The sequence below is a fragment of the Rhodococcus wratislaviensis genome (genome assembly GCF_900455735.1).
In the GTDB taxonomy this organism is placed as follows: Bacteria; Actinomycetota; Actinomycetes; order Mycobacteriales; family Mycobacteriaceae; genus Rhodococcus_F; species Rhodococcus_F wratislaviensis.
Genome location: NZ_UAUI01000022.1, coordinates 502,376 through 523,924, shown reverse-complemented (window position 1 = coordinate 523,924; position 21,549 = coordinate 502,376). Strand labels below are relative to the sequence as shown.

The window sequence follows — 21,549 nt, the reverse complement described above, 5'->3', positions numbered from 1 at the left end:
GAATGGCGGTGCGTGTAGCAGAAAGCTGCGGATATGTGGTGGCGACAATCTGTTGGTATGTGGCGAAAATGCCAGTTCTCAGGTGTCCATCGGCTGGCTAGCGTCACTGGCGGCCCCATGTACTCGGCATGAGGCAGACAGGGAAAGGCACCACGGATGCATGTCCAGATCGCGCTGTTCGACGGCTTCGACCCGCTCGACGTCATCGCTCCCTTCGAGGTACTGCACGCGGGTGGCCTGCACGCAGGCGGCGCGCTGACCGTCGAATTGGCCTCCGCGGAGGGTGCGCGTGAGGTACCCAGCGGAACGGCGCCGCTGAGCTTGCGGGCGACCGCGACGCTCGACGCGGACACGGCCGACGTGATCGTCGTGCCCGGTGCGTCGGGGCGCGTGGAGGAGCGCGGCGAAGGCGACGACACCATCGCCAGAATTCTCGCGCGGACCCTCCAGACGCGGCTCCCCGACGTGCTGCGGGAGGCCTGTGCCGACCCCGACCTGATCGTCGCCACCGTCTGCGGCGGCTCGCTCGTGCTCGCGATGGCCGGACTCGTCGAAGGCCGCCACGCCGTCACCCATCACCTGGGGATGGATCTGCTCGACGCCACCGGTGTGGTCGCCGTCGATGCCCGCGTCGTCGACGACGGAGACCTCGTCACCGCGGCCGGCGTCACCTCGGGTCTGGACCTCGGGCTGTATCTGCTCGAGCGGGAGCTGGGACCGCGCATCGCGCACGCGGTCGAGACGCTGTTCGCTTACGAGCGCCGCGGCACCGTCTGGTGTGCCCGCGGGCTCGAACCCACCCCCATCTGAGGAGCACAACCATGTCTGTCGACGGCACCTGGAACGTGGTGATCGCCACGCCCATCGGGAAGCAACGAGTCGAACTGACCTTCGTCACGCAGGACGGGGAACTCCGCGGCACCGCTCGTGGAGACGCGGAGGAAGTGCCGCTCACCGACCCGGCGCTCGACGGGAACCGGCTCACCTGGTCTCAGTCCATCACCACGCCGCTGCGCCTCCACCTGAAGTTCGACGTGGTCGTCGAGGGCGACGAGATGACCGGGAAGTCGACGGCGGGCCGTCTGCCCAGCTCGAAGGTCAGCGGCCGCCGGTCGGTGCCCGACCGATAGGCTGGACCACCGTGCGCCCCTCACTCGATTCATACGCCCATCTGGCCGGTGGCAAGGTCCGCGACCTCTACACGATCGACGACGAGCACCTCCTGTTGGTCGCGAGCGACCGGATCTCCGCCTACGACCACGTCCTCAGCACCCCGATCCCCGACAAGGGGCGGGTGCTCACCGCGATGAGCGTCTTCTTCTTCGGCGTCCTCGGCGGCAACAACCACCTGGCCGGGGAGCCCGACGACAGCCGGATCCCCGAAGAGGTCCTCGGCCGCGCGCTGGTGGTCCGGAAGCTGGACATGGTCCCCGTCGAGTGCGTGGCCCGCGGCTACCTCACGGGGTCGGGGCTGATCGACTACAACGAGACCGGCGCGGTGTGCGGAGTCGCACTGCCCGAGGGTCTGGTGGAGGCGAGCCAGCTTCCCGACCCGATCTTCACGCCCGCCAGTAAGGCCGAACTGGGCGAGCACGACGAGAACATCAGCTTCGAGGCCGTGGTCGAGAAGGTGGGCCAGGATCTGGCCGTGAAGCTGCGCGACGACACCCTCGACGTCTACGGCCGGGCATCCAACTTCGCCGCGGACCGGGGCATCATCCTCGCCGACACCAAGCTCGAGTTCGGCCTGGATCCGCAGGGCAACCTGGTTCTCGCCGACGAGGTCCTCACCCCCGATTCGTCCCGGTACTGGCCGGCCGACGGGTACGAGGCCGGGAAGGTTCAGCCGAGCTTCGACAAACAGTTCGTTCGCAACTGGCTCACCGGGCCCGAATCCGGCTGGGACCGCGCGTCCGACACTCCGCCGCCGCCGCTGCCCGCGGAGATCGTGGAGGCGACCCGCGAGCGGTACATCGAAGCGTACGAGCGGATCTCGGGTCTGTCGTTCGCGGACTGGGTGGGCTGAGACATGACCTCAGAAGGCGCGAAACTCACCCCGCCGGTCGCGAAGACCGTCCCCACCGAACGCGTCCACCACGGTCACACGTTCGTCGACGAATACGAGTGGCTGCGCGACAAGGAAGACGCGGAAGTCGTCGCGTATCTCGAGGCCGAGAACGCGTACACCGAGCAGCAGACCGCGCATCTCGCGCCGTTGCGGGACCAGATCTTCCAGGAGATCAAGTCCCGCACGCAGGAGACCGACATGTCGGTTCCCACCCGCATGGGCGACTGGTGGTACTACGCCCGCACCATCGAGGGCAAGCAGTACGGCGTCCAGTGCCGGGCGCCGATCGCAGGCCCCGGCGACTGGACCCCGCCGGAACTGGCTCCGGGTGTCGAACTTCCCGGTGAGCAGGTGCTGCTCGACGGCAATGCCGAGGCCGAGGGGCACGACTTCTTCTCCATCGGCGCCTTCTCTCTCAGCCACGACGGCACGCTCCTCGCGTACTCGGTGGACGTGGTCGGCGACGAGCGGTACACGCTGCGCTTCAAGAACCTCGTGACCGGCGAACTGCTGCCCGACGAGATCCCCGACACCGCGCCCGGCGCCACCTGGGCCATCGACCACAGTCACGTCTTCTATCTCACCGTCGACGAGTCCTGGCGCCCCGACACCGTGTGGCGGCACAAGCTCGGCACCGACCGTGCGCAGGACGTCACCGTGTTCCACGAGCCGGACGAGCGGTTCTGGGTGTCGGTCGGATCCACCCGGAGCGAGAAGTACCTGATGATCTGGGTGGGGTCGAAGATCACCAGCGAAGGCTGGGTGCTCGAATCGGAGAATCCCGAGGGCGAGTTCCGGGTGGTGCTGCCGCGACGCGAGGGCGTCGAATACGGCGTCGAGCACGCGGTCGTCGCGGGGGAAGACCGCTTCCTGATCATGCACAACGACGTCGTCGACGGGGAGAAGGCCGAGAACTTCGTGCTCGCCGAGGCGCCGGTGTCCGATCCGACGTCGCAGACCATTCTCATTCCGCACCGTTCCGACGTGCGGTTGGAGGAGGTAGACGCGTTCGCCGATCACCTGGTGCTCGGCTACCGCCGCGAAGCGTTGACCCGGCTGGCCATCTGGCCGCTCGGCGAGGACGGCTACGGCGAGTTCACGGAGATCGAATTCGACGAGGAACTTTTCAGCGTCGGGCTCGGGGCCAACCCGGAATGGCGGCAACCGACCCTGCGGATGGCGTTCACGTCGTTCATCACGCCCGGCCAGGTCTACGACTACGTGCTGTCGACGGGTGAACTCGCCCTGCGTAAGTCGCAACCCGTGCTCGGCGAATTCGACGCCGGCAACTACGAGCAGCAACGCGACTGGGCCGTCGCCGAGGACGGGACGCGCATCCCGCTCTCGATCGTCCGGCGCAAGACGAACGGCGTCGACGACCCCGCGCCCACGCTCCTCTACGGCTACGGATCGTACGAGGCCAGCATGGATCCTGCCTTCTCCGTCGCGCGGCTGTCCCTGCTCGACCGCGGAGTGGTGTTCGTGGTCGCGCACGTGCGCGGCGGCGGCGAGATGGGCCGACACTGGTACGAGACCGGCAAGACGCTCACGAAGAAGAACACTTTCACCGACTTCGTCTCGAGCGCACGGCATTTGATCGACACCGGACGCACCACGCCGCAGCAGATGGTCGCCGACGGCGGCAGCGCAGGTGGCCTGCTGATGGGTGCGGTGGCCAACCTGGCACCCGAACTGTTTGCCGGCATCCTCGCCAACGTTCCGTTCGTGGACCCGCTGACGTCGATCCTCGACCCCTCGCTACCGCTGACCGTCATCGAATGGGACGAGTGGGGCAACCCGCTGGAGAACCCCGAGGTCTACGAATACATGCGCTCGTACAGTCCGTACGAGAACGTCGAGGCCAAGGACTACCCGGCCATCCTCGCGATCACCAGCATCAACGACACCAGGGTGCTCTACGTCGAACCGGCGAAGTGGGTGGCCAAACTGCGCGCCACCAAGACCGGCGACTCGCCGCTGCTCCTCAAGACGGAGATGAGCGCCGGGCACGGCGGTGTCAGCGGACGCTACGAGAAGTGGAAAGAAGTAGCGTTCGAATTCGCCTGGGTGCTCGACACGATCGGCGATTAGGTACTGCGGCACCCGCGCCGAGGATGCGAAATCTCGGCGTGTGAAGAGCATCGGCGGGCGAGGCGGAAATCGGCTTGTCAGGGCGCTTTCCGCCTCGCAGGGCTCAGATGCAGAAACTGATGCTGGCCGACCCCAGTGGCAGGTTGAGGCAGACCGAGATCGAACCGACTGCCGGGGTCGGTGCGGGAGCGAGCGGTGCGGCGACAGCTGCGGGGGCAGCGAGAGCGCCGAGTGACAGGGTCATTGCAATCGCGGCGAGTGTGGTGGCAATTCTGCTAGACATGTGAAGGTCCTTGACTGAGTTACTACGAGCCGGAGGTGACTCCTCTACAATCGTCCACCGATGTGATGCGGGTCACAACCTCTAGGTGAGGTTTTCTCGACTCGGCACGGGTTGGTCTTGCGGCGTCCGATCAATGCTGGTGCGCCACAGTGGTAGTCGAATGTCACTTGTAGGAGTCGAGCATCTCCTGCGGTAACGGCTGCTCCATGACAACCCGGGATCCGTCCCAGGAGTAGGTGACGACCGCAGGTCCGCCCGACGGGCAGCAGTTGGCGTCCTGCTCGCCGAGCCACCTGTACTCCACGGACACGGAGTCGTCGGTGGATCCGACCACCTGGGTGTAGGCATACGATTCGGCTGTCGCGGTGCCCAGATACGTGCCGTCGTGGAAGAACAGCACCTGGGTCGGCGAGCTCACCGTTCCCCCGGGCGTCTCCGCCGTGGCCCACAGCAGTGCGGGGCAGTTCTCACCGGCGGCATCGGAGCCAGTTCCCGGTACCCACGGATCGCCACCCGGTGCGGTACCGAGCGACGCGAACGCGTCGGTGACCAGCGCGGAATCGAGATCGAGGCAGAGCCCGGCCTGCACTACGGCCGGGGTGGGTGCCCCTGCGGTGCCGTTCCCGGTGCACCCGGTGAGCGCGGTCGCGGCCGCGACCGTCAGAAACGCTGCCACGTGAGTCTTCATGCGTTCTCCCTGCGTTGTCCCCCCGACAGGAATTACTTCGCCTCACTCACTGTCTCGCGTGGCGTGGCCGGTTCGTTACGGGTCAGCGCAGCGCGTACCGGATCTGCGGGCGCCCCGCCCTGCCGTACTCGGTGTGTCGGGTCAGCACGCCGTCGTCGGCGAGACGTTCGAGATACCGCCAGGCCGTGACCCGGGAGACCCCGATACTGGCGGCAACCTCGGCCGCCGTCAGCGGTCCCGCAGCGTCACGGACGCAGGCGGAGACGTGGTCGAGTGTCTGTGGTGCAACGCCTTTCGGGGATGCCGCGCGCTCGTCGGAGGTGCGCAGCGCCGACATCGCCCGATCGATGTCGTGCTGGCTCAGCGCGTTGCTTCCGGCGGGCAGGGCGTCGCGGAATTCCCGGTACCGCTCGAGTTTGTCGCGGAACGCGGCGAACGTGAACGGCTTCAGGAGATACAGGGCGATTCCGCGCGCCACGGCGGTGCGGACCATCTCGAGGTCGCGGGCCGACGTCACCGCGATCACGTCGGGACTCGGTCGCACGCCGCTCAGTGCCGCCGCCACGTCGAGTCCGCTGGCATCCGGCAGGCCGATGTCGAGGAGGACGAGGTCGATGGGGTCGTCGCTGGCGTTCGCGGCGGCGACCGCGCGCATCGCTCCGTTGCCGTCGTGAACGACGGTGTGGACCGAAAAACCCGGAATGCGTTCCACATACGCCCGGTGGGCCTCGGCGATGAGTGGTTCGTCCTCGACGATCATCACACGGATCACGAGGCGGCCCCGTCGATCGGGATCTCGACGACGATCATCGACCCGAGCGACGGCTCCGTGTGGATCGTCCCGCCGTGCCGCGCCACCACCTGGGCCACCAACGCCAGCCCGAGCCCGCGCTGACCCGACTTGGTGGAGTAGCCGCGCGTGACCGCCTTGTCGAGTTCGTCGGCGGGAATGCCGGGTCCGCTGTCGGCCACCCGCACCACCATCATCGAATCCTCCTGACGGACGGTCACTTCCACCCACGCATCCTCTCCGGGGGACTCCGTCGCACCGCGAGCGGCGTCGATCGCATTGTCCACGAGATTACCCACCAGCGTGACGAGTTCCCGCGCACTGAGCGGCGCGACGGGCCCGAGAGCGGTGTCTTCGGTGACGGTCAGGTCGACTCCCCGCTCGGCGGCCACACCCACCTTGCCGAGCAGCAGTGCGGCCAGGGCGGGTTCGTGCACCGCCGTCATCAGGCGGTCGATCAGTTCCTGCGACAACCGCAGATCCTCGGTGGCGAACGCGATCGCGTCGTCGTAGCGGCCCAGTTCGACCATCGTGATGATCGTGTGCAGACGGTTCGCCGATTCGTGGGCCTGTGACCGCAGCGATTCCGCGAATCCGCGTACCGAGTCGAGTTCGCCCATGATGCTTTGCATTTCGGTGCGATCACGCAATGTCAGCACCGTCCCGAGGCGCTGCCCCTCCCACTTCACGGGCTCCCGGCTGACCAGCAGCACGCGGTCGGGGGTCACGTGCACCTCGTCCCGGGAATCGTCGTCCTGCGATTGTCGCAGCGATTCCGGAAGCGCGGTCACCGGGACGGGGCCCTCCGGGAGATCGAGGAGGCGGCGCGCTTCGTCGTTCACCACTTCGGCCTTCGCGGTGTCACCGCTGTCGCGGCCGAGCACCACCAGGCCCTCGCCGATCGAGTGCATGACGGCGTCGTGATGCTCGTACATCTGCCGCAGCTCGTCCGGCGCCATCCCCAGTGTCTGACGGCGCAGGCGCCGGCTCAGCAGGAACGAGCCGGCCGCCGACACCGCCAGACCGATCGCGGCGACCGCGAAGATGGTCGGCAGACTTGCGGCGAACTGGTCGCCGATCTTCTCGCGCGTGACGCCGACGGACACGAGACCCGCGATCCGGTCGCCGTCGTACACCGGGGCCACGGCCCGGATCGAGGGTCCCAGCGAGCCGGCGTACGTCTCCGTGAACGTCTCCCCGCGGAGGGCGCGCTCGATGTTGCCGGAGAACACACCACCGATCAGCTCCGGGTTGGTGTGGGTGAAGCGGATGCCTGCGGGAGTCATCACGACGATGAAATCGGTGCCGGTCGCGGCGCGGATCCGCTCGGTCTGGGGCTGGAGAACCGCCGTCGGGTCGGGGGACCGCAACGCCTCGACGGTGCCGTCCGACAGCGCGAGCGTGGTCGCGACGGCCGTGACGGCACGACGGGTGGTCTCGTCGCTGTCGCGGCGCTGATCGACGATGGCCAGCGCGGTCCCGGCGCCGATGACCAGCACCAACACGACGAGCTGCAGGAGGAAGAGCTGCCTCGCGACGCTCATGGGCCGTCTCGGCGGATGGTGAGGCAATGCATTTCTCCTGAACGTAATGAACACAAACTTCTCCAGCCAAGCGATCGCTTAGAAGATTCTTCCAAGACGTGATCGCGGTCACTAACCGGCCTCACCGATCAGCTTGCCACTCGAATTGGAGGACAATCCCATGAGTACTGCGACAGGGAAGACCAAGAAGCGCGACCGGACACACTGGTTGTACATGGGGGTCATCGTCGCCGTCGTCGCGGGCGTCCTCGTCGGATGGCTGGCTCCGGGAGTCGGCAAGTCGCTCGGCGTGCTCGGCACGATGTTCGTCGACCTGATCAAGATGATGATCAGCCCGGTCATCTTCTGCACGATCGTGCTCGGCATCGGATCGGTGAAGGCCGCCGCGAAGGTCGGCAAGGTCGGCGGACTCGCCCTCACCTACTTCATCGGCATGTCGACGGTCGCGCTCGGCATCGGTCTGGTGGTGGGCAACCTGCTCAACCCGGGCTCCGGCCTGAACATCAGCGCCGACACCGCGGGCACCGGAGCGGCGCTCGCCGAGAAGGCCCACGGCGCCGGCGGCACCATGGACTTCCTCCAGTCGATCATCCCCACGTCGCTGATGTCGGCGCTGACCGAGGGAAGCGTGCTGCAGACCCTGTTCGTCGCGCTGCTCGTCGGCTTCGGACTGCAGGCCCTCGGCAAGCAGGGTGAGCCGATCCTGCGCGGTGTCGCCTCCGTGCAGAAGCTCGTCTTCAAGATCCTGTCGATGATCCTGTGGCTCGCACCGATCGGTGCCTTCGGTGCCATCGCGAACGTCGTCGGCCAGACCGGTCTCGGCGCCGTCGTCCAGCTCGCCACTCTCATGCTCGGCTTCTACCTCACCTGCTTGATCTTCGTGTTCGGTGTCCTCGGATCCGTGCTCCGCGTCGTCGCAGGCGTCTCCATCTTCAAGCTGGTCCGGTACCTGGCCCGTGAGTACCTGCTGATCTTCGCCACGTCCTCGTCCGAGTCCGCACTGCCCCGCCTGATCGCGAAGATGGAACACGTCGGCGTCGAGCGCACCACCGTCGGTGTCGTCGTCCCCACCGGCTACTCGTTCAACCTCGACGGCACGGCGATCTACCTGACCATGGCGTCGATCTTCATCGCCGACGCAATGGGCCAGCCGCTGTCCTTCCCCGAGCAGCTGTCGCTGCTGGTGTTCATGATCATCGCGTCCAAGGGTGCTGCCGGAGTCAGCGGCGCCGGGCTCGCCACCCTCGCAGGCGGCCTGCAGAGCCACCGTCCCGAACTGCTCGACGGCGTCGGCCTCATCGTCGGTATCGACCGGTTCATGTCCGAGGCCCGCGCGGTCACGAACTTCTCCGGTAACGCCGTCGCCACCCTGCTCGTCGGATCCTGGACCAACACGATCGACAACGAGCGCGTCCGCACCGTCCTCGACGGCAAGCTCCCGTTCGACGAGTCGACGATGGTCGACGACGGCCACGGCGAGGTCGTCGAAGAGCAGGCCCCCGAGACCCCTGCCGCCGACGAGCAGCGGGTGCTCGTGAAGAGCTGACACCCACTCCGAAGTAAACCTCTGTGCGCCCGGGCGATTCGAAGCCTGGGCGCACAGAGGTTTGTTGGCTACGTTGGTTCGCATGACGACACCTGTTCAGAACATCGGCATCAACACACTCGGCGGCACCCCGACCTCACTCGGCGAATACGACGGTCGCGCCGTCCTCGTGGTGAACGTCGCCTCGAAGTGTGGACTGACCCCGCAGTACAAGGGCCTCGAGAAGCTCGCCACCGACTACGCCGACCGCGGGCTGACCGTCATCGGCATCCCGTGCAACCAGTTCATGGGTCAAGAGCCCGGCACCGCCGAAGAGATCGAGACCTTCTGCTCCACCACCTACGGCGTCACGTTCCCGTTGCTGGAGAAGATCGAGGTGAACGGTGAGAACCGGCACCCGCTCTACGAGGAACTGACCAAGGCCGCCGACGCCGAGGGCGCCGCGGGCGACATCCAGTGGAACTTCGAGAAGTTTCTCGTCGCACCCGACGGCACCGTCGTGAACCGGTTCCGTCCCCGCACCGAGCCCGACGCCCCCGAGGTCGTCGAGGCCATCGAGGCGGTCCTGCCGCAGTAGGCGCTTCGCGCTCGTGCGCCTTTCCGGTAGCTCCCATTACCGGAAAGGCGCACGAGCACTTTGCCTCTTGTTCACGTTCACCTGTCACGCTGGGACCATGACCGGACAGCTGATCGTGTCGGTGTCAGGAATCAAGGACGAGACGCGTGACTTCGCGGCCGCGTTCGCCGAGGAGATGGATGCGCGCGGCGTGCCGCTGTCGCTGCTCGTCGCCCCGCGCCTGAAAGACAAGTATCGACTGGTCAACGACCCCGCGACGCAGGACTGGGTCCGCGCGCGCCGATCCCGCGGCGACGCCGTCGTCCTCCACGGATACGACCAGGCCGCGACCAAACGTCGCCGGGCCGAGTTCGCCTCCCTTCCCGAGCACGAGGCGCGGTTGCGACTGCTCGCGGCGGACCGGGTGATGGAACAGACCGGACTGCGCACCAGACTGTTCGCTCCGCCCCGCTGGCTGGCGTCGCAGGGCGCTGTCGCGGCTCTGCCGTCCGCCGGGTTCCGGCTGCTGGCTGCGATGACCGCCATCCACGACCTCGAACGCGAGACGTCGGTGCGGTCGCGCGTGCTGGGGATCGGTGAGGGATTCCGCGCCGAACCGTGGTGGTGCCGGGCGCTCGTCCTCGGGTCCGGACGGACCGCCAGACGTGGGGGTGTGGTGCGCCTCGCCGTCACCGCGAAGCAACTGGGCACGTCGGGACCGCGGCAGGCGATGCTCGACGCCGTCGACCTCGCGCTCTATCACGACGCGCGGCCGCAGGTGTACCGCTGGGAGCCGCGGATCCCGCAGATCGGCGCCGCCTGACCCGTGAGTACTTGTTAACCGCGGGCGGTTAACAAGTACTCACGGGGCCGTCAGGCCACCTCGACGCTCGACTCGCTCGGCATCGTGCGGAACTCGGTGCCCTCGGGAGCCATATCCGAGTAGCGGCCGTAGAAGATGCCGGTGGCCTCGTTCGCGATGATGGCCTGGTGGATCGGCACCGCGACCCGCGGTGCGACGGCGCGCAGGTAGTCGATGGCCTCGGAGATCTTCAGCCACGGCGCCGCGGCGGGCAGCGCCAGCACGTCGACCTTCTGCTCCGGGACGAACAGCGAGTCGCCCGGGTGCATCAGCCGGGCGGGGTTGCCGGCATCGCCGAGCAGGAACGCCGTGTTGTCGATCACGGGGATGTCGGGGTGGATCACCGCGTGCCGCCCGCCCGTGCCGGTGACGTGCACGTCGCCGACGTCGAACTCGTCGCCGGCGTGCACCCCCGTCCACGCGCCGCCGAGCTGGGCCGCGGTCTGCGGGTCCGAGTACAGCGCCGCGCCGGGGTTGGCCTCGACGAGGGCGGGCAGTCGTTGCTGGTCGACGTGGTCGGGGTGCTGGTGGGTCACCAGGATCGCGTCCAGTCCGGTGATGCCCTCGAATCCGTGGGAGAAGTTGCCCGGGTCGAAGAGGATGGTGGAACCGTTCAACTCGACGAGGACGCAGCTGTGGCCGAAGTGAGTCAATCGCATGAATTCGAGTATGCGCCTGCATGCATGGCTCGTCCCGTTCGTCCGATGCGAACCGCAGGCAGGTAGCCCGGTAAACTTCCGGGTGCCCGGTGTTCCACTCTGGGCTCGCGCACTACTACAAGGAGCAGCACGTGGCCCGTGTCGTCGTCGAAGTCATGCCCAAGGCCGAGATTCTCGACCCCCAGGGGCAGGCCATTGTCGGAGCGCTGCCACGGCTCGGCTTCGCTGGAGTTTCCGATGTCCGTCAGGGCAAGCGGTTCGAGCTCGAAGTCGACGGCAGTGTCGACGACGCCCAGCTCGAGAAGATCGCCGAGGCCCTGCTGGCCAACACGGTGATCGAGGACTGGACCGTGAGGCGCGTCGAAGCATGAGCGCCCGCGTCGGAGTCATCACTTTCCCCGGCACCCTCGACGACGTCGACGCCGCCCGTGCGGTGACCCTCGCCGGCGGCGAGGCCGTGAGCCTGTGGCACGGCGACGCCGACCTCAAGGGTGTCGACGCCGTCATCGTCCCCGGTGGCTTCTCCTACGGCGACTACCTGCGGTGCGGCGCCATCGCACGGTTCGCGCCGGTCATGGGCAAGGTCGTGCAGGCCGCGCAGGGTGGCATGCCCGTCCTCGGTATCTGCAACGGCTTCCAGGTTCTGTGTGAAGCGGGCCTCCTGCCCGGCGCGCTCACCCGGAACGAGGGTTTGCACTTCATCTGCCGCGACGAGTGGCTGAAGGTCGAGGCCACGTCGACGGCGTGGACGTCCCGCTACGAGTCGGGTGCCGAGATCCTCGTCCCGCTCAAGTCCGGCGAGGGCCGCTACCAGGCGTCGGAGAACGTCCTCGACGAACTCGAGGGGGAGGGTCGCGTCGTGTTCCGCTACGTCGGCGACAACCCGAACGGTTCGCAGCGCGGAATCGCAGGCATCTCCTCGGCCAACGGCCGCGTCGTGGGCCTCATGCCGCACCCCGAGCACGCCACCGAGGCCCTCACCGGCCCCAGCGACGACGGACTCGGCATGTTCTACTCCGTCCTCGACAGCGTCATCTCCGCCTGAGCCGACCGGCACCGTGCGTGGCCGAGTGCCTAGCGCGGTGCCGGGTCAGACAGCGACGGTTCCCTCGCCGTCCTGCGTGATGCTGCGGCGTTCGGACGCGGTGAGCCCGCCCCAGATTCCGAACGGTTCGGTCACGCTCAGGGCGTGGTCCCGGCATTCGACGAGAACCGGGCAGCGCCGGCAGATCGCTTTCGCGCGACGTTCGCGGTTGCTGCGGGCATAGCCCCGCTCGCCGTCGGGATGAAAGAAGACGGACGATTCGACGCCCCGGCACAGGGCGTGTATCTGCCAGTCCCAGGCCTCGGTGTTGGGGCTGGGAAGGCGAGTGGATGACGGCATGTCGACTCCCTCGGAGTGTCGTCGGTAGTGAAAAGCGTTGTGGCACAGATTCGATGTCTACTTGACGGCGCGAATCACCACGATCTCCTCGCGGGTCTGGCCGACCTCGATGAGCCCTCTCCGCTCGAGCATGCCTCTGCGTTCGACGAGGACCGGTCCGAAGGGGATCTCGGCGGTCGCGGCGATGTCGACCCGCATGTTCTGTTCCTCGAGCATCGTCAGAGTCTTCTCGACTCCGCTCAGGCTGGACTGAGCCAGCAGCAGGACGCCGCCGGCGACGAGAACGTCGGGGGCCTGGCAGCAGATCCGATCGAGCAGTGCGCGACCGTTCTTCCCCGCGTCCCAGGCCCGTGCCGGACCGCGGTCGGGCACGGCGTCGGCCAGTGCCGGAACGTACGGCGGGTTGGACACGACGATGTCGAACCGTTCCTCGCGAACCTTCTCGATGAGATCGCCGTGAATCACCCGGATCCGGTGCCCTCCGACAAGGGCATTGAGTCTGATGCTGATCGCGGCTCGCCTCGACACGTCCACCGCGGTCACCCGGTCTGCACCCGCGGCGGCGGCGCATACGCTCAGCGCGCCGGTTCCCGCACAGAGGTCGAGCACCCGGGAGTGGGGGCCGAGTGGCTCCGCGGCCAGGACGTCGGCCAGCAACTGCGTATCGTGTTGCGGGCGATAGACTCCGGGAAGACGTAGCAGCATCGAAGACTCCTCGGTCGCCGGTCGCATCGTGGTGCGTCCACGGCATGCCCCTGCGGACTCACCGTGGACGCCGTGCGTCTGATTACTCCACAGTTACCCCGGTCGACGCAGGGCCAATCACGCCGATGCGCTCCGACTGCCGTGGCAGGGGCCGTAAGCCGCGCAGATTCCGAGGTGAACTGGCACGATCGACGGGGTGACGTATACCGAGCAGTTGCGTGGCCTCGCGGCCCGGCACGGGGTGGCGACGTGGTACCGGGGTTGGGATCAGCAGCGCCACGACGTGCGTGACGACACGCTCCGCAGCGTCCTCTCGGCCTTGGACGTCCCCTCCGGAACGGAGGACGAGGTGCGGCGGGCCCTGTCCGAATGCGACACGGCACCGTGGCGACGGACGCTGCCGCCGGTCGTCGTCGGTAGAGAAGGTTCGGAGACCCGTTTCGTGGTCCACGTTCCGCACGGCGAGCCGGTGGACGTCACGATCGACACGGAGTCGGGCGGGACGGTCCCGGCACGCCAACTCCAGGTGTGGGTCGATCCGCGGGAGGTCGACGGCGTCCTGGTCGGCCGCGCGACGTTCGTCGTCCCAGCCGACGTTCGGTGCGGGTGGCACACGGTACGAGCGTCCACCTCGCTCACGTCCGCGTCCTGCACCCTCGTGGTGACACCGGCACGATTGTCGACGTCGGACGCACTGAGCGACCACCGACGCTGGGGTGTGCTCACGCAGTTGTACTCGATCCGGTCGCGTCGGTCCTGGGGTGTCGGGGACTTCGGCGACCTCGCGGATCTCGCCTCGATCTTCGGTTTCGTTCACGGCGCCGACTACGTTCTGGTCAATCCACTGCATGCTGCGCAGCCCCGGCCGCCGATCGAGGCGTCGCCGTACCTGCCGACCACCCGCCGCTACGTCAACCCGATGTACATCCGTGTCGAGAACATCCCGGAGACGGCGTACCTCTCGACGCGGCGCCATGCACGGATGCGCGACGCCGCAGCGCGATTCGAGCGGGCGAACGACCGGTCCGACCGGATCGACCGCAACCCGTCCTACCGGGCCAAACTCCGGGTGCTCGAACGGGTCTTCCGGATCGAGCGCAGCCCGAGCAGGCAGCACGCGTTCGAGGAATTCTGCCGCGTCGAGGGGGACGGACTGCGAGATTTCGCGACCTGGTGCGCGCTCACCGAGAAACTGCCGCCCGACGACCCGCGATGGACGACGAAGGCCGTTGCGCCCGACAGCGACTGGGTGCAGGCGCAGCGGCGTAAGCTCGCGCCGCGCATCGCGTTCTACTCGTGGCTGCAATGGGTATGCGACGAGCAGCTTTCCGACGCCCAGGATGCGGCACGCGCGGCGGGCATGGACATCGGGATCGTGCACGATCTGGCTGTCGGGGTCCAGCGCGGGGGCGCGGACGCGTGGTCGCTGGGAACGGCTCTGGCAGAGGGCATTACCGTCGGCGCTCCTCCCGACGACTTCAATCAGCAGGGTCAGCAATGGAATCAGCCGCCGTGGCGGCCGGATCGGCTGGCCGAACTGGGATACGCCCCGTACCGCGACATGCTGCGCACCGTGCTGAAGCACGCGGGTGGGCTGCGGGTGGATCACATCCTGGGGCTGTTCCGGCTGTGGTGGATCCCCGCCGACGCGGAGTCGCCGGCCGACGGAACGTACGTCTCCTACGACCACGAGGCGCTCATCGGGATCCTCGCCCTCGAGGCCGAGCGGGCAGGCGCCGTGGTGATCGGCGAGGACCTCGGGGTCTTCGAACCCGCGGTCCAGGACTACCTCGCCGAGCGCGGGATCCTCGGGACCTCGATCCTGTGGTTCGAGCACGACGGCGAGCGGCCGACACCACCGGAGCGATACCGGACCCTGTGCCTGACATCCGTTACCACGCACGATCTTCCGCCGACCGCGGGATACCTGGCCGGCGAACACATCGAATTGCGCTCGCGGCTCGGGCTCCTCGAACGCGACCTCGAACTCGAGAAGGAACACGACGCCCGGCAGCGCGAGGCCGTCCTGCAATTGGCGCGCGACCGCGGACTGCTGGCCGACGACGCATCGATACCCGACACCGTGAAGGCGTTGTACCGGCTGATCGACCGGAGCCCGTCGTTGCTGACGGGTGTCGCACTCGCCGATCTGGTGGGGGAGTACCGCGTCCAGAATCAGCCGGGCACCGACGAGACCCAGTATTCGAACTGGAAGATTCCCCTCGCGGACGCGTCCGGGCGTGCCGTCCACGTCGTTGACCTGGCGGACGGCGATTTCGGGTTCGTCGACGACGCCCGCTGATCCCGGACGTCAGGGGGCGAGAGCGCGCATCGCCAGGTCGACGACGGCGTCCGCGTGGTCGTGGGTGAGGGGATGCGCTCCGCTCTGCCAGCGGTAGAACATCGGCGCCATGAACAACTCGAACGCGACGGCGAGGTCGGCGTCGGGCCGCACCTGCCCGGCGTCCTGCGCGGAGCGGAACCGTGCCGCGACGAATTCGAACTGCGGCCGGTAGATCCGCTCGACGATCTGTTGCTGCAGTGCGGGGTCCTGCAGCGATTCGATGGACAACGCCCGGAACAGCGGTTCGAAATCGGGTGAGGTGAACTCGTCGACCGTGGCCCGCAGGACCAGGCGCATGTCGGCGGCGAGGTCGCCGGTGTCCGGCAGTGCCATGGCCTCCTGGGCGCCGGCCGCGTTCTGTTCGTGCAGTGCGTCCACGACCAGCGCGCCCTTGGATCGCCACCACCGGTAGATGGTCTGTTTCCCGACCTTGGCGCGCGCGGCGATGCCTTCGATGCTGATCTTCCCGTAGGGCTGTTCGCGGATCAGTTCCTGCGTGGCCTGCAGGATCGCGGCGCGGGACCGTTCGGAACGGCGGGGATTGTCGGCGGACGGCATGAATGAATCGTAGACCAGACGAGACGTATCGTCTTGACTGAACTCCGGTCACCTGTCACCCTTGATCGAGACGGACCGTTCCGTATCGGAAAGGATGAAGATGACCCGCTCGCACATCGCCATGGTCAGCATTCCGGCGCCCGGGCACGTCAACCCGAGCCTGGAGATTCTCCGTGAACTCGTCACGCGCGGGCACCGCGTGACGTACGCCAACGACGCCGCCGTGAAGGACGTCGTCGAGAGCACCGGAGCGGAATTCAAGGAGTACGCCTCGACGCTGCCGCGGGTGAACACGGGGGGTGCGACGGAGGAGTCCGAAAACTCCTGGGACGGCGACACCATCGATCAGCTCACCCTGTTCCAGGCCGAATACGAGTCGATGCTGCCCCAGCTGCGGGCGCTGTACGAGGACGACCGCCCGGACCTGTTCCTCTACGACATCGCGGGAGGCCCCGCCCGGGTCCTCGCCGGGGAATGGGGCGTTCCGATCGTGCAATTGTCGCCGACGTACGTGGCGTGGGAGGGCTACGAGGACGACATGAAGTCGTTCGTGGACACGATGCGGGCGGACCCACGCGGGGCGGCACTGTACGAGCGGCAAGGGAAGCTGCTGCGGGACAACGGTGTCGAGACCGACCCCGACGAGTTCTACGGGCGCCCGGCGCGGGCGGTCGTGCTGATCGCGAAATCGATGCAGCCCAATGCCGACCGGGTGAACGAGGACGTCTACACGTTCGTCGGACCGGCCCTGCCCACCCGGCGGCCCGCCGACGGCCGGTGGCAGCGTCTGGCAGGCGCGCGCAAGGTGCTGCTCATCTCGCTCGGCACCGCGTTCACCGATCAGGCCGACTTCTACCGGCGCTGCATCGAGGCGTTCGGCGACCTCGACGGCTGGCACGTCGTTCTGCAGATCGGGCAGCACGTCGACGTCGCCGAACTCGGACCCGTGCCCGGCAACGTCGAGATCCACCGGTGGGTGCCCCAGTTCGACATCCTGCAGCAGGCCGACGCGTTCCTCACCCACGCAGGCATGGGCGGATCCAGTGAGGGAATGTTCACGGGAACACCCATGATCGCCGCGCCGCAGGCCACCGACCAGTTCGAGAACGCCGACGCGCTCGTCGCCGCGGGAGTCGCGGTGCGAGTGGAGAGTTCGGACGTGTCGGCAGCCCAGTTGCGGGACGCGCTCGCGCACCTCGACGCCGAGCCGGTCCGGCGCCGCAGCGCCGAGCTCGCCGCCGAGTTGCGTTCTGCGGGTGGAGTGGAGGCCGCCGTCCGGGTGATCGAGGAGTTCCTGTGAACCCGCGAAACGTGTCGGTGGTCACGTCTACTCTGCGGGCATGGCACTCACACTCGGCATGATCACGTTCGACACCACGGATCCTGGACCGCTCGCGAAGTGGTGGGCGAAGCAGATGGCGGGCACGGTCGAGCAGGAGAACGACGGCTGGTTCTACGTCGTCGCCCTCCCGGATTCGGCGCAGAAGCTGGCGTTCCAGAAGGTCGGCGATCCCACTCCGGGGAAGAACCGCATCCACCTCGACCTGGCGTCCGACGACCTGGACGGCGAGGTGGGCAGGCTGAGCGCCGAGGGCGCGACGGAGGTCGCGCAGCACGAGATGGGCGATTTCCGGTGGGTCACGCTCGCCGATCCCGACGGCAACCAGTTCTGCGTCTCGGGTCCCCACACGTGACAACCGGTCCTGCATGATTGACCCCATGCCTTCCACTACGTGGGCCGACGCCCAGGGACTCTGCACCTTCGTCGATGCATCACCGTCGCCGTTCCATGTGTGCGCGACGGTGTCGATGTTGCTGACCGGCAACGGTTTCACCGAGTTACACGAGACCGACTCGTGGCCCGGCGAGCCCGGCCGGTACTTCCTCGTGCGCGGCGGATCCCTGATCGCGTGGAGTACCGAAGGGCTGGGCCGGACGGCGCCGTTCCGCATCGTCGGCGGGCACACCGACAGCCCGAACCTGCGCGTCAAGCAGCACCCGGACCTGTCGTCGGCGGGGTGGCAGCTGGTGGGTCTCGAACCGTACGGCGGTGCGTGGCTCAACTCGTGGCTCGACCGCGACCTGGGCATCTCGGGGAGGCTGAGCGTGCGGGCCGGTAACACGGTCGAGGAGAAACTCGTCCGCGTCGACGAACCGATCCTGCGCGTCCCGCAGCTGGCGATCCACCTGTCCGAGGACCGCAAGGGCGTCCACCTCGATCCACAGCGCCACCTCAACGGGGTGTGGGGTGTGGGGTCCGAACGCCGCTCGTTCATCGACTTCGTGGCCGACCGGGCCGAGGTGCCTGCCGACGCGGTGCTCGGATGGGAACTGATGACCCACGATCTCGCGCCCAGCGCCCTCGTCGGAACCGAACAGGACCTCGTCAGTGCGCCGCGGCTCGACAACCAGGGCACCTGCTACGCGGGCACCCAGGCGCTGCTGGCGGCGGCCGAGAACCCCGGGGACCGGGTGCCGGTGCTCGCGCTGTTCGACCACGAGGAGGTGGGGAGCATGTCCGACCGGGGCGCGTTCTCCGACCTCCTGAGCACCGTGCTCGAGCGCATCGTCCTCGGCCGAGGCGGCGGTCGCGAAGAATTCCTGCAGACGATGGCCGGATCGATCTGCGCGTCCGGAGACATGGCACACGCCACGCACCCCAACTACCCGGACCGGCACGAGCCCGCGCACCACATCGCCGTCAACGGGGGACCGGTGCTCAAGGTCAACCAGAACCTGCGCTACGCCACCGACGCCGCCGGAGCCGGTGCGTTCGCCCTCGCCTGCGACCAGGCCGGCGTGCCGTTGCAGCGGTACGTGCACCGGGCCGATCTACCGTGCGGTTCGACCATCGGCCCGATCACCGCGTCCAGGACCGGACTGAGCACCGTCGACGTGGGCGCCGCCCAGCTCGGAATGCACTCGGCGCGGGAACTGATGGGTGCCCGTGACGTGCGTGCCTATTCCGACGCCCTTGCGGCCTTCCTCACACCGACGGCGTGAGGAAGCGGGGCGAGGAGCGCCAGGTCGGTGCCGGAACGAGCCGCCGGATAGACTGACGTACGGCTCGTCGCCACCCGGCTTGCGCCGACCGTGACTCCCGGCTTGCCTCTCTTGACTCCCGTAGGGAAGGGACCCCACCTCCAGTGTCAGCACACCCGGTCGACACCGTCACCGCCGCCACCGCGACCCCCGACGTCGCACAGCCCTTCAAGGAACTGGGTCTGAAGGACGACGAGTACGCCCGCATCAAGGAGATCCTGGGCCGCCGCCCCACCGAGGCCGAGCTCGCGATGTACTCGGTGATGTGGAGCGAGCACTGCTCCTACAAGTCGTCCAAGGTGCACCTCAAGTACTTCGGTGAGACCACGACCGACGAGATGCGTTCCTCGATGCTCGCGGGCATCGGCGAGAACGCCGGCGTCGTCGACATCGGCGACGGCTGGGCGGTCACGTTCAAGGTCGAGAGCCACAACCACCCGTCCTACGTGGAGCCCTACCAGGGCGCGGCCACCGGCGTCGGCGGCATCGTCCGCGACATCATGGCCATGGGCGCGCGGCCCATCGCCGTCATGGACCAGCTGCGCTTCGGTGCGGCGGACGCCCCCGACACCCGACGCGTCGTCGACGGTGTGGTGCGCGGTGTCGGCGGCTACGGCAACTCGCTCGGCCTCCCCAACGTCGGCGGCGAGACCGTGTTCGACGAGTCGTACGCCGGTAACCCCCTGGTCAACGCCCTGTGCGCCGGCGCAATGCGCGTCGAGGATCTGCATCTCGCGTTCGCGTCGGGTGCCGGCAACAAGATCATCCTGTTCGGTGCGCGCACCGGCCTCGACGGCATCGGCGGCGTGTCCGTCCTCGCGTCGGAGACGTTCGACGGCGACGAATCAGGAGACGAACACGAAGCCGAAGGCGGAGCTGGAGCATCGAAAAGCAGGAAGAAGCTCCCTGCGGTGCAGGTCGGTGACCCGTTCACCGAGAAGGTGCTCATCGAGTGCTGTCTCGAGCTGTACGCCGCGAAGCTCGTGGTCGGTATCCAGGACCTCGGCGGCGCCGGCCTGTCCTGCGCCACGTCCGAGCTCGCCGCGGCCGGTGACGGCGGCATGCACATCAACCTCGAGCAGGTCCCGATGCGGGCCACCGGCATGACCGCGGCCGAGGTGCTGTCCAGCGAGTCCCAGGAACGCATGTGCGCCGTCGTCACCCCCGACAACGTCGACGCGTTCATGGAGGTCTGCAAGAAGTGGGACGTCCTCGCCACCGTCATCGGTGAGGTCACCGACGGCGAGCGGCTCACCATCTCCTGGCACGGCGAGACCGTCGTCGACGTGCCGCCGCGCACCGTCGCCCACGAGGGCCCGGTGTACGAGCGCCCCGTGCAGCGTCCCGCGAGCCAGGACGCCCTCGTCGCCGACACCACCGCCGGACTGAAGCGTCCCGAGTCGGCCGACGAACTGAAGGCGACCCTGCTGAAGATGCTCGCGTCCCCGGCGCTGTGCAGCCGCAAGTGGATCACCGAGCAGTACGACCGCTACGTGCGCGGCAACACCGTCCTGGCCGAGAACGCCGACTCGGGCGTGATTCGCGTCGACGAGAAGACGGGCCGCGGCATCGCGCTCGCCACCGATGCGTCCGGCCGTTACACCGCGCTCGACCCGTACGCCGGCGCCCAGCTCGCGCTCGCCGAGGCCTTCCGCAACGTCGCCGTCACCGGCGCGACCCCCAAGGCCGTCAGCAACTGCCTGAACTTCGGGTCCCCCGAGGATCCCGGCGTCATGTGGCAGTTCCAGCAGGCCGTCCGCGGCCTGGCGGACGGCTGCGCGAAGCTCGGCATCCCCGTCACCGGTGGCAACGTCAGCTTCTACAACCAGACCGGCTCGACCCCGATCCTGCCCACCCCGGTGGTGGCCGTGCTCGGTGTCATCGACGACGTGCACCGTCGCATCCCCACCGGTCTCGGACTGGAACCGGGCGAAACGCTGATCCTGCTCGGCGACACCCGCGACGAGTTCGACGGGTCCATCTGGTCGCAGGTCGAGCACGGACACCTCGGCGGCGTTCCGCCGAAGGTCGACCTCGAGCGGGAGCAGTTGCTGGCCGACATCCTCCTCGCGGCGTCCCGCGACGGACTGGTGTCCGCGGCGCACGACCTGTCCGAAGGTGGTCTCGCGCAGACCGTCGTCGAGGCCGCGCTGGCCGGGGAGACGGGCTGCCGGATCCTGCTTCCCGACGACGCCGATCCGTTCGTCACCCTGTTCTCCGAGTCGTCGGGCCGCGTGCTCGTTGCGGTCCCGCGCACCGAGGAAACTCGCTTTACCGGTATGTGCACGGCCCGTAATCTCCCGTGGGTGCGCATCGGTGTGGTGGACGAGGGGTCCGATTCCGTCGAGGTCCAGGGCCAGTTCTCGGTCTCGCTGGCCGAGCTGCGCACGACGTTCGAGGGAACTCTGCCGGCATTGTTCGGGTGATGA

The 21,549-nt window shown here is 67.9% G+C and carries 22 protein-coding genes; 14 read left to right on the top strand and 8 right to left on the bottom strand.

The features are described from left to right. Positions 1-156: 156 nt before the first annotated feature. The 4 genes from DTA22_RS24970 to DTA22_RS24955 are packed head-to-tail and all read left to right on the top strand — an operon-like array spanning position 157 to position 4,159. Complete coding sequence (locus tag DTA22_RS24970; protein WP_112301247.1) at positions 157-810, top strand: DJ-1/PfpI family protein; 654 nt, start codon at positions 157-159, stop codon at positions 808-810. 11 nt (positions 811-821) lie between these two features. Next, entirely contained in the window at positions 822-1,130 is a 309-nt protein-coding gene (locus DTA22_RS24965) for a hypothetical protein (RefSeq protein WP_112301246.1), read from the top strand. 11 nt (positions 1,131-1,141) lie between these two features. Then, positions 1,142-2,026 carry a phosphoribosylaminoimidazolesuccinocarboxamide synthase gene (locus DTA22_RS24960; protein ID WP_112301245.1) on the top strand — a complete coding sequence of 295 codons (885 nt, stop codon included), beginning with the start codon at positions 1,142-1,144 and terminating at the stop codon, positions 2,024-2,026. A gap of 3 nt (positions 2,027-2,029) precedes the next feature. Further along, entirely contained in the window at positions 2,030-4,159 is a 2,130-nt protein-coding gene (locus DTA22_RS24955; protein WP_112301244.1) for a S9 family peptidase, read from the top strand. A gap of 103 nt (positions 4,160-4,262) precedes the next feature. On the opposite strand, the gene DTA22_RS24950 is transcribed toward DTA22_RS24955, so the two are convergent. The 4 genes from DTA22_RS24950 to DTA22_RS24935 form a co-directional block, all read right to left on the bottom strand. Continuing rightward, the gene (locus tag DTA22_RS24950) at positions 4,263-4,442 is read right to left on the bottom strand and encodes a hypothetical protein (RefSeq protein ID WP_037230587.1); all 180 of its coding nucleotides are present in this window, start codon (positions 4,440-4,442) and stop codon (positions 4,263-4,265) included. Positions 4,443-4,605: 163 nt separating this feature from the next. After that, on the bottom strand, positions 4,606-5,130 hold the full coding sequence (locus DTA22_RS24945) for an LppP/LprE family lipoprotein (protein WP_112301243.1): 525 nt from the start codon (positions 5,128-5,130) through the stop codon (positions 4,606-4,608). Between the two features lie 82 nt (positions 5,131-5,212). Continuing rightward, positions 5,213-5,902, bottom strand: coding sequence for a response regulator (locus DTA22_RS24940; protein ID WP_112301242.1), 690 nt, complete (start codon positions 5,900-5,902; stop codon positions 5,213-5,215). After that, entirely contained in the window at positions 5,899-7,464 is a 1,566-nt protein-coding gene (locus DTA22_RS24935) for a sensor histidine kinase (protein ID WP_112301241.1), read from the bottom strand. The genes DTA22_RS24940 and DTA22_RS24935 overlap by 4 nt, the downstream gene beginning before the upstream one ends. A gap of 160 nt (positions 7,465-7,624) precedes the next feature. Here DTA22_RS24935 and DTA22_RS24930 point away from each other — a divergent pair, with 160 nt between their 5' ends. From DTA22_RS24930 to DTA22_RS24920, 3 genes are all read left to right on the top strand, one after another. Further along, on the top strand, positions 7,625-9,010 hold the full coding sequence (locus DTA22_RS24930) for a cation:dicarboxylate symporter family transporter (protein ID WP_037230584.1): 1,386 nt from the start codon (positions 7,625-7,627) through the stop codon (positions 9,008-9,010). 82 nt (positions 9,011-9,092) lie between these two features. Then, the gene (locus tag DTA22_RS24925; RefSeq protein WP_037230583.1) at positions 9,093-9,587 is read left to right on the top strand and encodes a glutathione peroxidase; all 495 of its coding nucleotides are present in this window, start codon (positions 9,093-9,095) and stop codon (positions 9,585-9,587) included. Between the two features lie 97 nt (positions 9,588-9,684). After that, positions 9,685-10,389 (top strand): DUF2334 domain-containing protein, encoded by a 705-nt coding sequence (locus tag DTA22_RS24920; RefSeq protein WP_037230582.1) that lies wholly within the window; start codon positions 9,685-9,687, stop codon positions 10,387-10,389. Between the two features lie 50 nt (positions 10,390-10,439). Here the strand turns inward: DTA22_RS24920 and DTA22_RS24915 are convergent, their stop codons facing one another. Then, complete coding sequence (locus DTA22_RS24915; RefSeq protein WP_112301240.1) at positions 10,440-11,087, bottom strand: MBL fold metallo-hydrolase; 648 nt, start codon at positions 11,085-11,087, stop codon at positions 10,440-10,442. 131 nt (positions 11,088-11,218) lie between these two features. Here DTA22_RS24915 and purS point away from each other — a divergent pair, with 131 nt between their 5' ends. Then, on the top strand, positions 11,219-11,458 hold the full coding sequence (purS, locus tag DTA22_RS24910) for a phosphoribosylformylglycinamidine synthase subunit PurS (RefSeq protein WP_005244409.1): 240 nt from the start codon (positions 11,219-11,221) through the stop codon (positions 11,456-11,458). Then, a complete protein-coding gene (gene purQ / locus DTA22_RS24905) occupies positions 11,455-12,132 on the top strand; it encodes a phosphoribosylformylglycinamidine synthase subunit PurQ (protein ID WP_009477892.1) in 678 nt (225 codons plus the stop codon). Before purS ends, purQ begins: the two co-directional genes overlap by 4 nt. A 45-nt stretch (positions 12,133-12,177) precedes the next feature. On the opposite strand, the gene DTA22_RS24900 is transcribed toward purQ, so the two are convergent. Beyond that, on the bottom strand, positions 12,178-12,471 hold the full coding sequence (locus DTA22_RS24900) for a WhiB family transcriptional regulator (protein ID WP_037230580.1): 294 nt from the start codon (positions 12,469-12,471) through the stop codon (positions 12,178-12,180). A gap of 57 nt (positions 12,472-12,528) precedes the next feature. Further along, positions 12,529-13,176, bottom strand: coding sequence for a HemK2/MTQ2 family protein methyltransferase (locus DTA22_RS24895; RefSeq protein WP_112301354.1), 648 nt, complete (start codon positions 13,174-13,176; stop codon positions 12,529-12,531). 196 nt (positions 13,177-13,372) lie between these two features. Between DTA22_RS24895 and malQ the strand changes: the two genes are divergently transcribed. Next, positions 13,373-15,478, top strand: coding sequence for a 4-alpha-glucanotransferase (gene malQ, locus DTA22_RS24890; protein ID WP_112301239.1), 2,106 nt, complete (start codon positions 13,373-13,375; stop codon positions 15,476-15,478). A 9-nt stretch (positions 15,479-15,487) separates the two neighbouring features. Here the strand turns inward: malQ and DTA22_RS24885 are convergent, their stop codons facing one another. Beyond that, a complete protein-coding gene (locus DTA22_RS24885; protein WP_112301238.1) occupies positions 15,488-16,078 on the bottom strand; it encodes a TetR/AcrR family transcriptional regulator in 591 nt (196 codons plus the stop codon). Between the two features lie 100 nt (positions 16,079-16,178). Between DTA22_RS24885 and DTA22_RS24880 the strand changes: the two genes are divergently transcribed. From DTA22_RS24880 to purL, 4 genes are all read left to right on the top strand, one after another. Then, positions 16,179-17,378 carry a macrolide family glycosyltransferase gene (locus tag DTA22_RS24880; RefSeq protein ID WP_174233857.1) on the top strand — a complete coding sequence of 400 codons (1,200 nt, stop codon included), beginning with the start codon at positions 16,179-16,181 and terminating at the stop codon, positions 17,376-17,378. A 40-nt stretch (positions 17,379-17,418) separates the two neighbouring features. After that, a complete protein-coding gene (locus tag DTA22_RS24875; RefSeq protein WP_112301236.1) occupies positions 17,419-17,772 on the top strand; it encodes a VOC family protein in 354 nt (117 codons plus the stop codon). Positions 17,773-17,797: 25 nt separating this feature from the next. Then, positions 17,798-19,081 (top strand): M18 family aminopeptidase, encoded by a 1,284-nt coding sequence (locus DTA22_RS24870; protein WP_112301235.1) that lies wholly within the window; start codon positions 17,798-17,800, stop codon positions 19,079-19,081. A 143-nt stretch (positions 19,082-19,224) separates the two neighbouring features. Further along, positions 19,225-21,546, top strand: a complete 2,322-nt coding sequence (gene purL, locus DTA22_RS24865; protein ID WP_037230572.1) for a phosphoribosylformylglycinamidine synthase subunit PurL — start codon at positions 19,225-19,227, stop codon at positions 21,544-21,546. Positions 21,547-21,549 lie beyond the last annotated feature (3 nt).

What these genes read in the sequence shown, in the direction of transcription:
- DTA22_RS24970 (WP_112301247.1), top strand. Translation starts at nt 157, where the DNA reads ATGCATGTCCAGATCGCGCTGTTCGACGGCTTCGACCCGCTCGACGTC.
- DTA22_RS24965 (WP_112301246.1), top strand. Translation starts at nt 822, where the DNA reads ATGTCTGTCGACGGCACCTGGAACGTGGTGATCGCCACGCCCATCGGG.
- DTA22_RS24955 (WP_112301244.1), top strand. Translation starts at nt 2,030, where the DNA reads ATGACCTCAGAAGGCGCGAAACTCACCCCGCCGGTCGCGAAGACCGTC.
- DTA22_RS24950 (WP_037230587.1), bottom strand. Translation starts at nt 4,442, where the DNA reads ATGTCTAGCAGAATTGCCACCACACTCGCCGCGATTGCAATGACCCTG.
- DTA22_RS24945 (WP_112301243.1), bottom strand. Translation starts at nt 5,130, where the DNA reads ATGAAGACTCACGTGGCAGCGTTTCTGACGGTCGCGGCCGCGACCGCG.
- DTA22_RS24935 (WP_112301241.1), bottom strand. Translation starts at nt 7,464, where the DNA reads ATGAGCGTCGCGAGGCAGCTCTTCCTCCTGCAGCTCGTCGTGTTGGTG.
- DTA22_RS24930 (WP_037230584.1), top strand. Translation starts at nt 7,625, where the DNA reads ATGAGTACTGCGACAGGGAAGACCAAGAAGCGCGACCGGACACACTGG.
- DTA22_RS24925 (WP_037230583.1), top strand. Translation starts at nt 9,093, where the DNA reads ATGACGACACCTGTTCAGAACATCGGCATCAACACACTCGGCGGCACC.
- DTA22_RS24920 (WP_037230582.1), top strand. Translation starts at nt 9,685, where the DNA reads ATGACCGGACAGCTGATCGTGTCGGTGTCAGGAATCAAGGACGAGACG.
- DTA22_RS24915 (WP_112301240.1), bottom strand. Translation starts at nt 11,087, where the DNA reads ATGCGATTGACTCACTTCGGCCACAGCTGCGTCCTCGTCGAGTTGAAC.
- purQ (WP_009477892.1), top strand. Translation starts at nt 11,455, where the DNA reads ATGAGCGCCCGCGTCGGAGTCATCACTTTCCCCGGCACCCTCGACGAC.
- DTA22_RS24900 (WP_037230580.1), bottom strand. Translation starts at nt 12,471, where the DNA reads ATGCCGTCATCCACTCGCCTTCCCAGCCCCAACACCGAGGCCTGGGAC.
- DTA22_RS24895 (WP_112301354.1), bottom strand. Translation starts at nt 13,176, where the DNA reads ATGCTGCTACGTCTTCCCGGAGTCTATCGCCCGCAACACGATACGCAG.
- DTA22_RS24885 (WP_112301238.1), bottom strand. Translation starts at nt 16,078, where the DNA reads ATGCCGTCCGCCGACAATCCCCGCCGTTCCGAACGGTCCCGCGCCGCG.
- DTA22_RS24880 (WP_174233857.1), top strand. Translation starts at nt 16,179, where the DNA reads ATGACCCGCTCGCACATCGCCATGGTCAGCATTCCGGCGCCCGGGCAC.
- DTA22_RS24875 (WP_112301236.1), top strand. Translation starts at nt 17,419, where the DNA reads ATGGCACTCACACTCGGCATGATCACGTTCGACACCACGGATCCTGGA.
- DTA22_RS24870 (WP_112301235.1), top strand. Translation starts at nt 17,798, where the DNA reads ATGCCTTCCACTACGTGGGCCGACGCCCAGGGACTCTGCACCTTCGTC.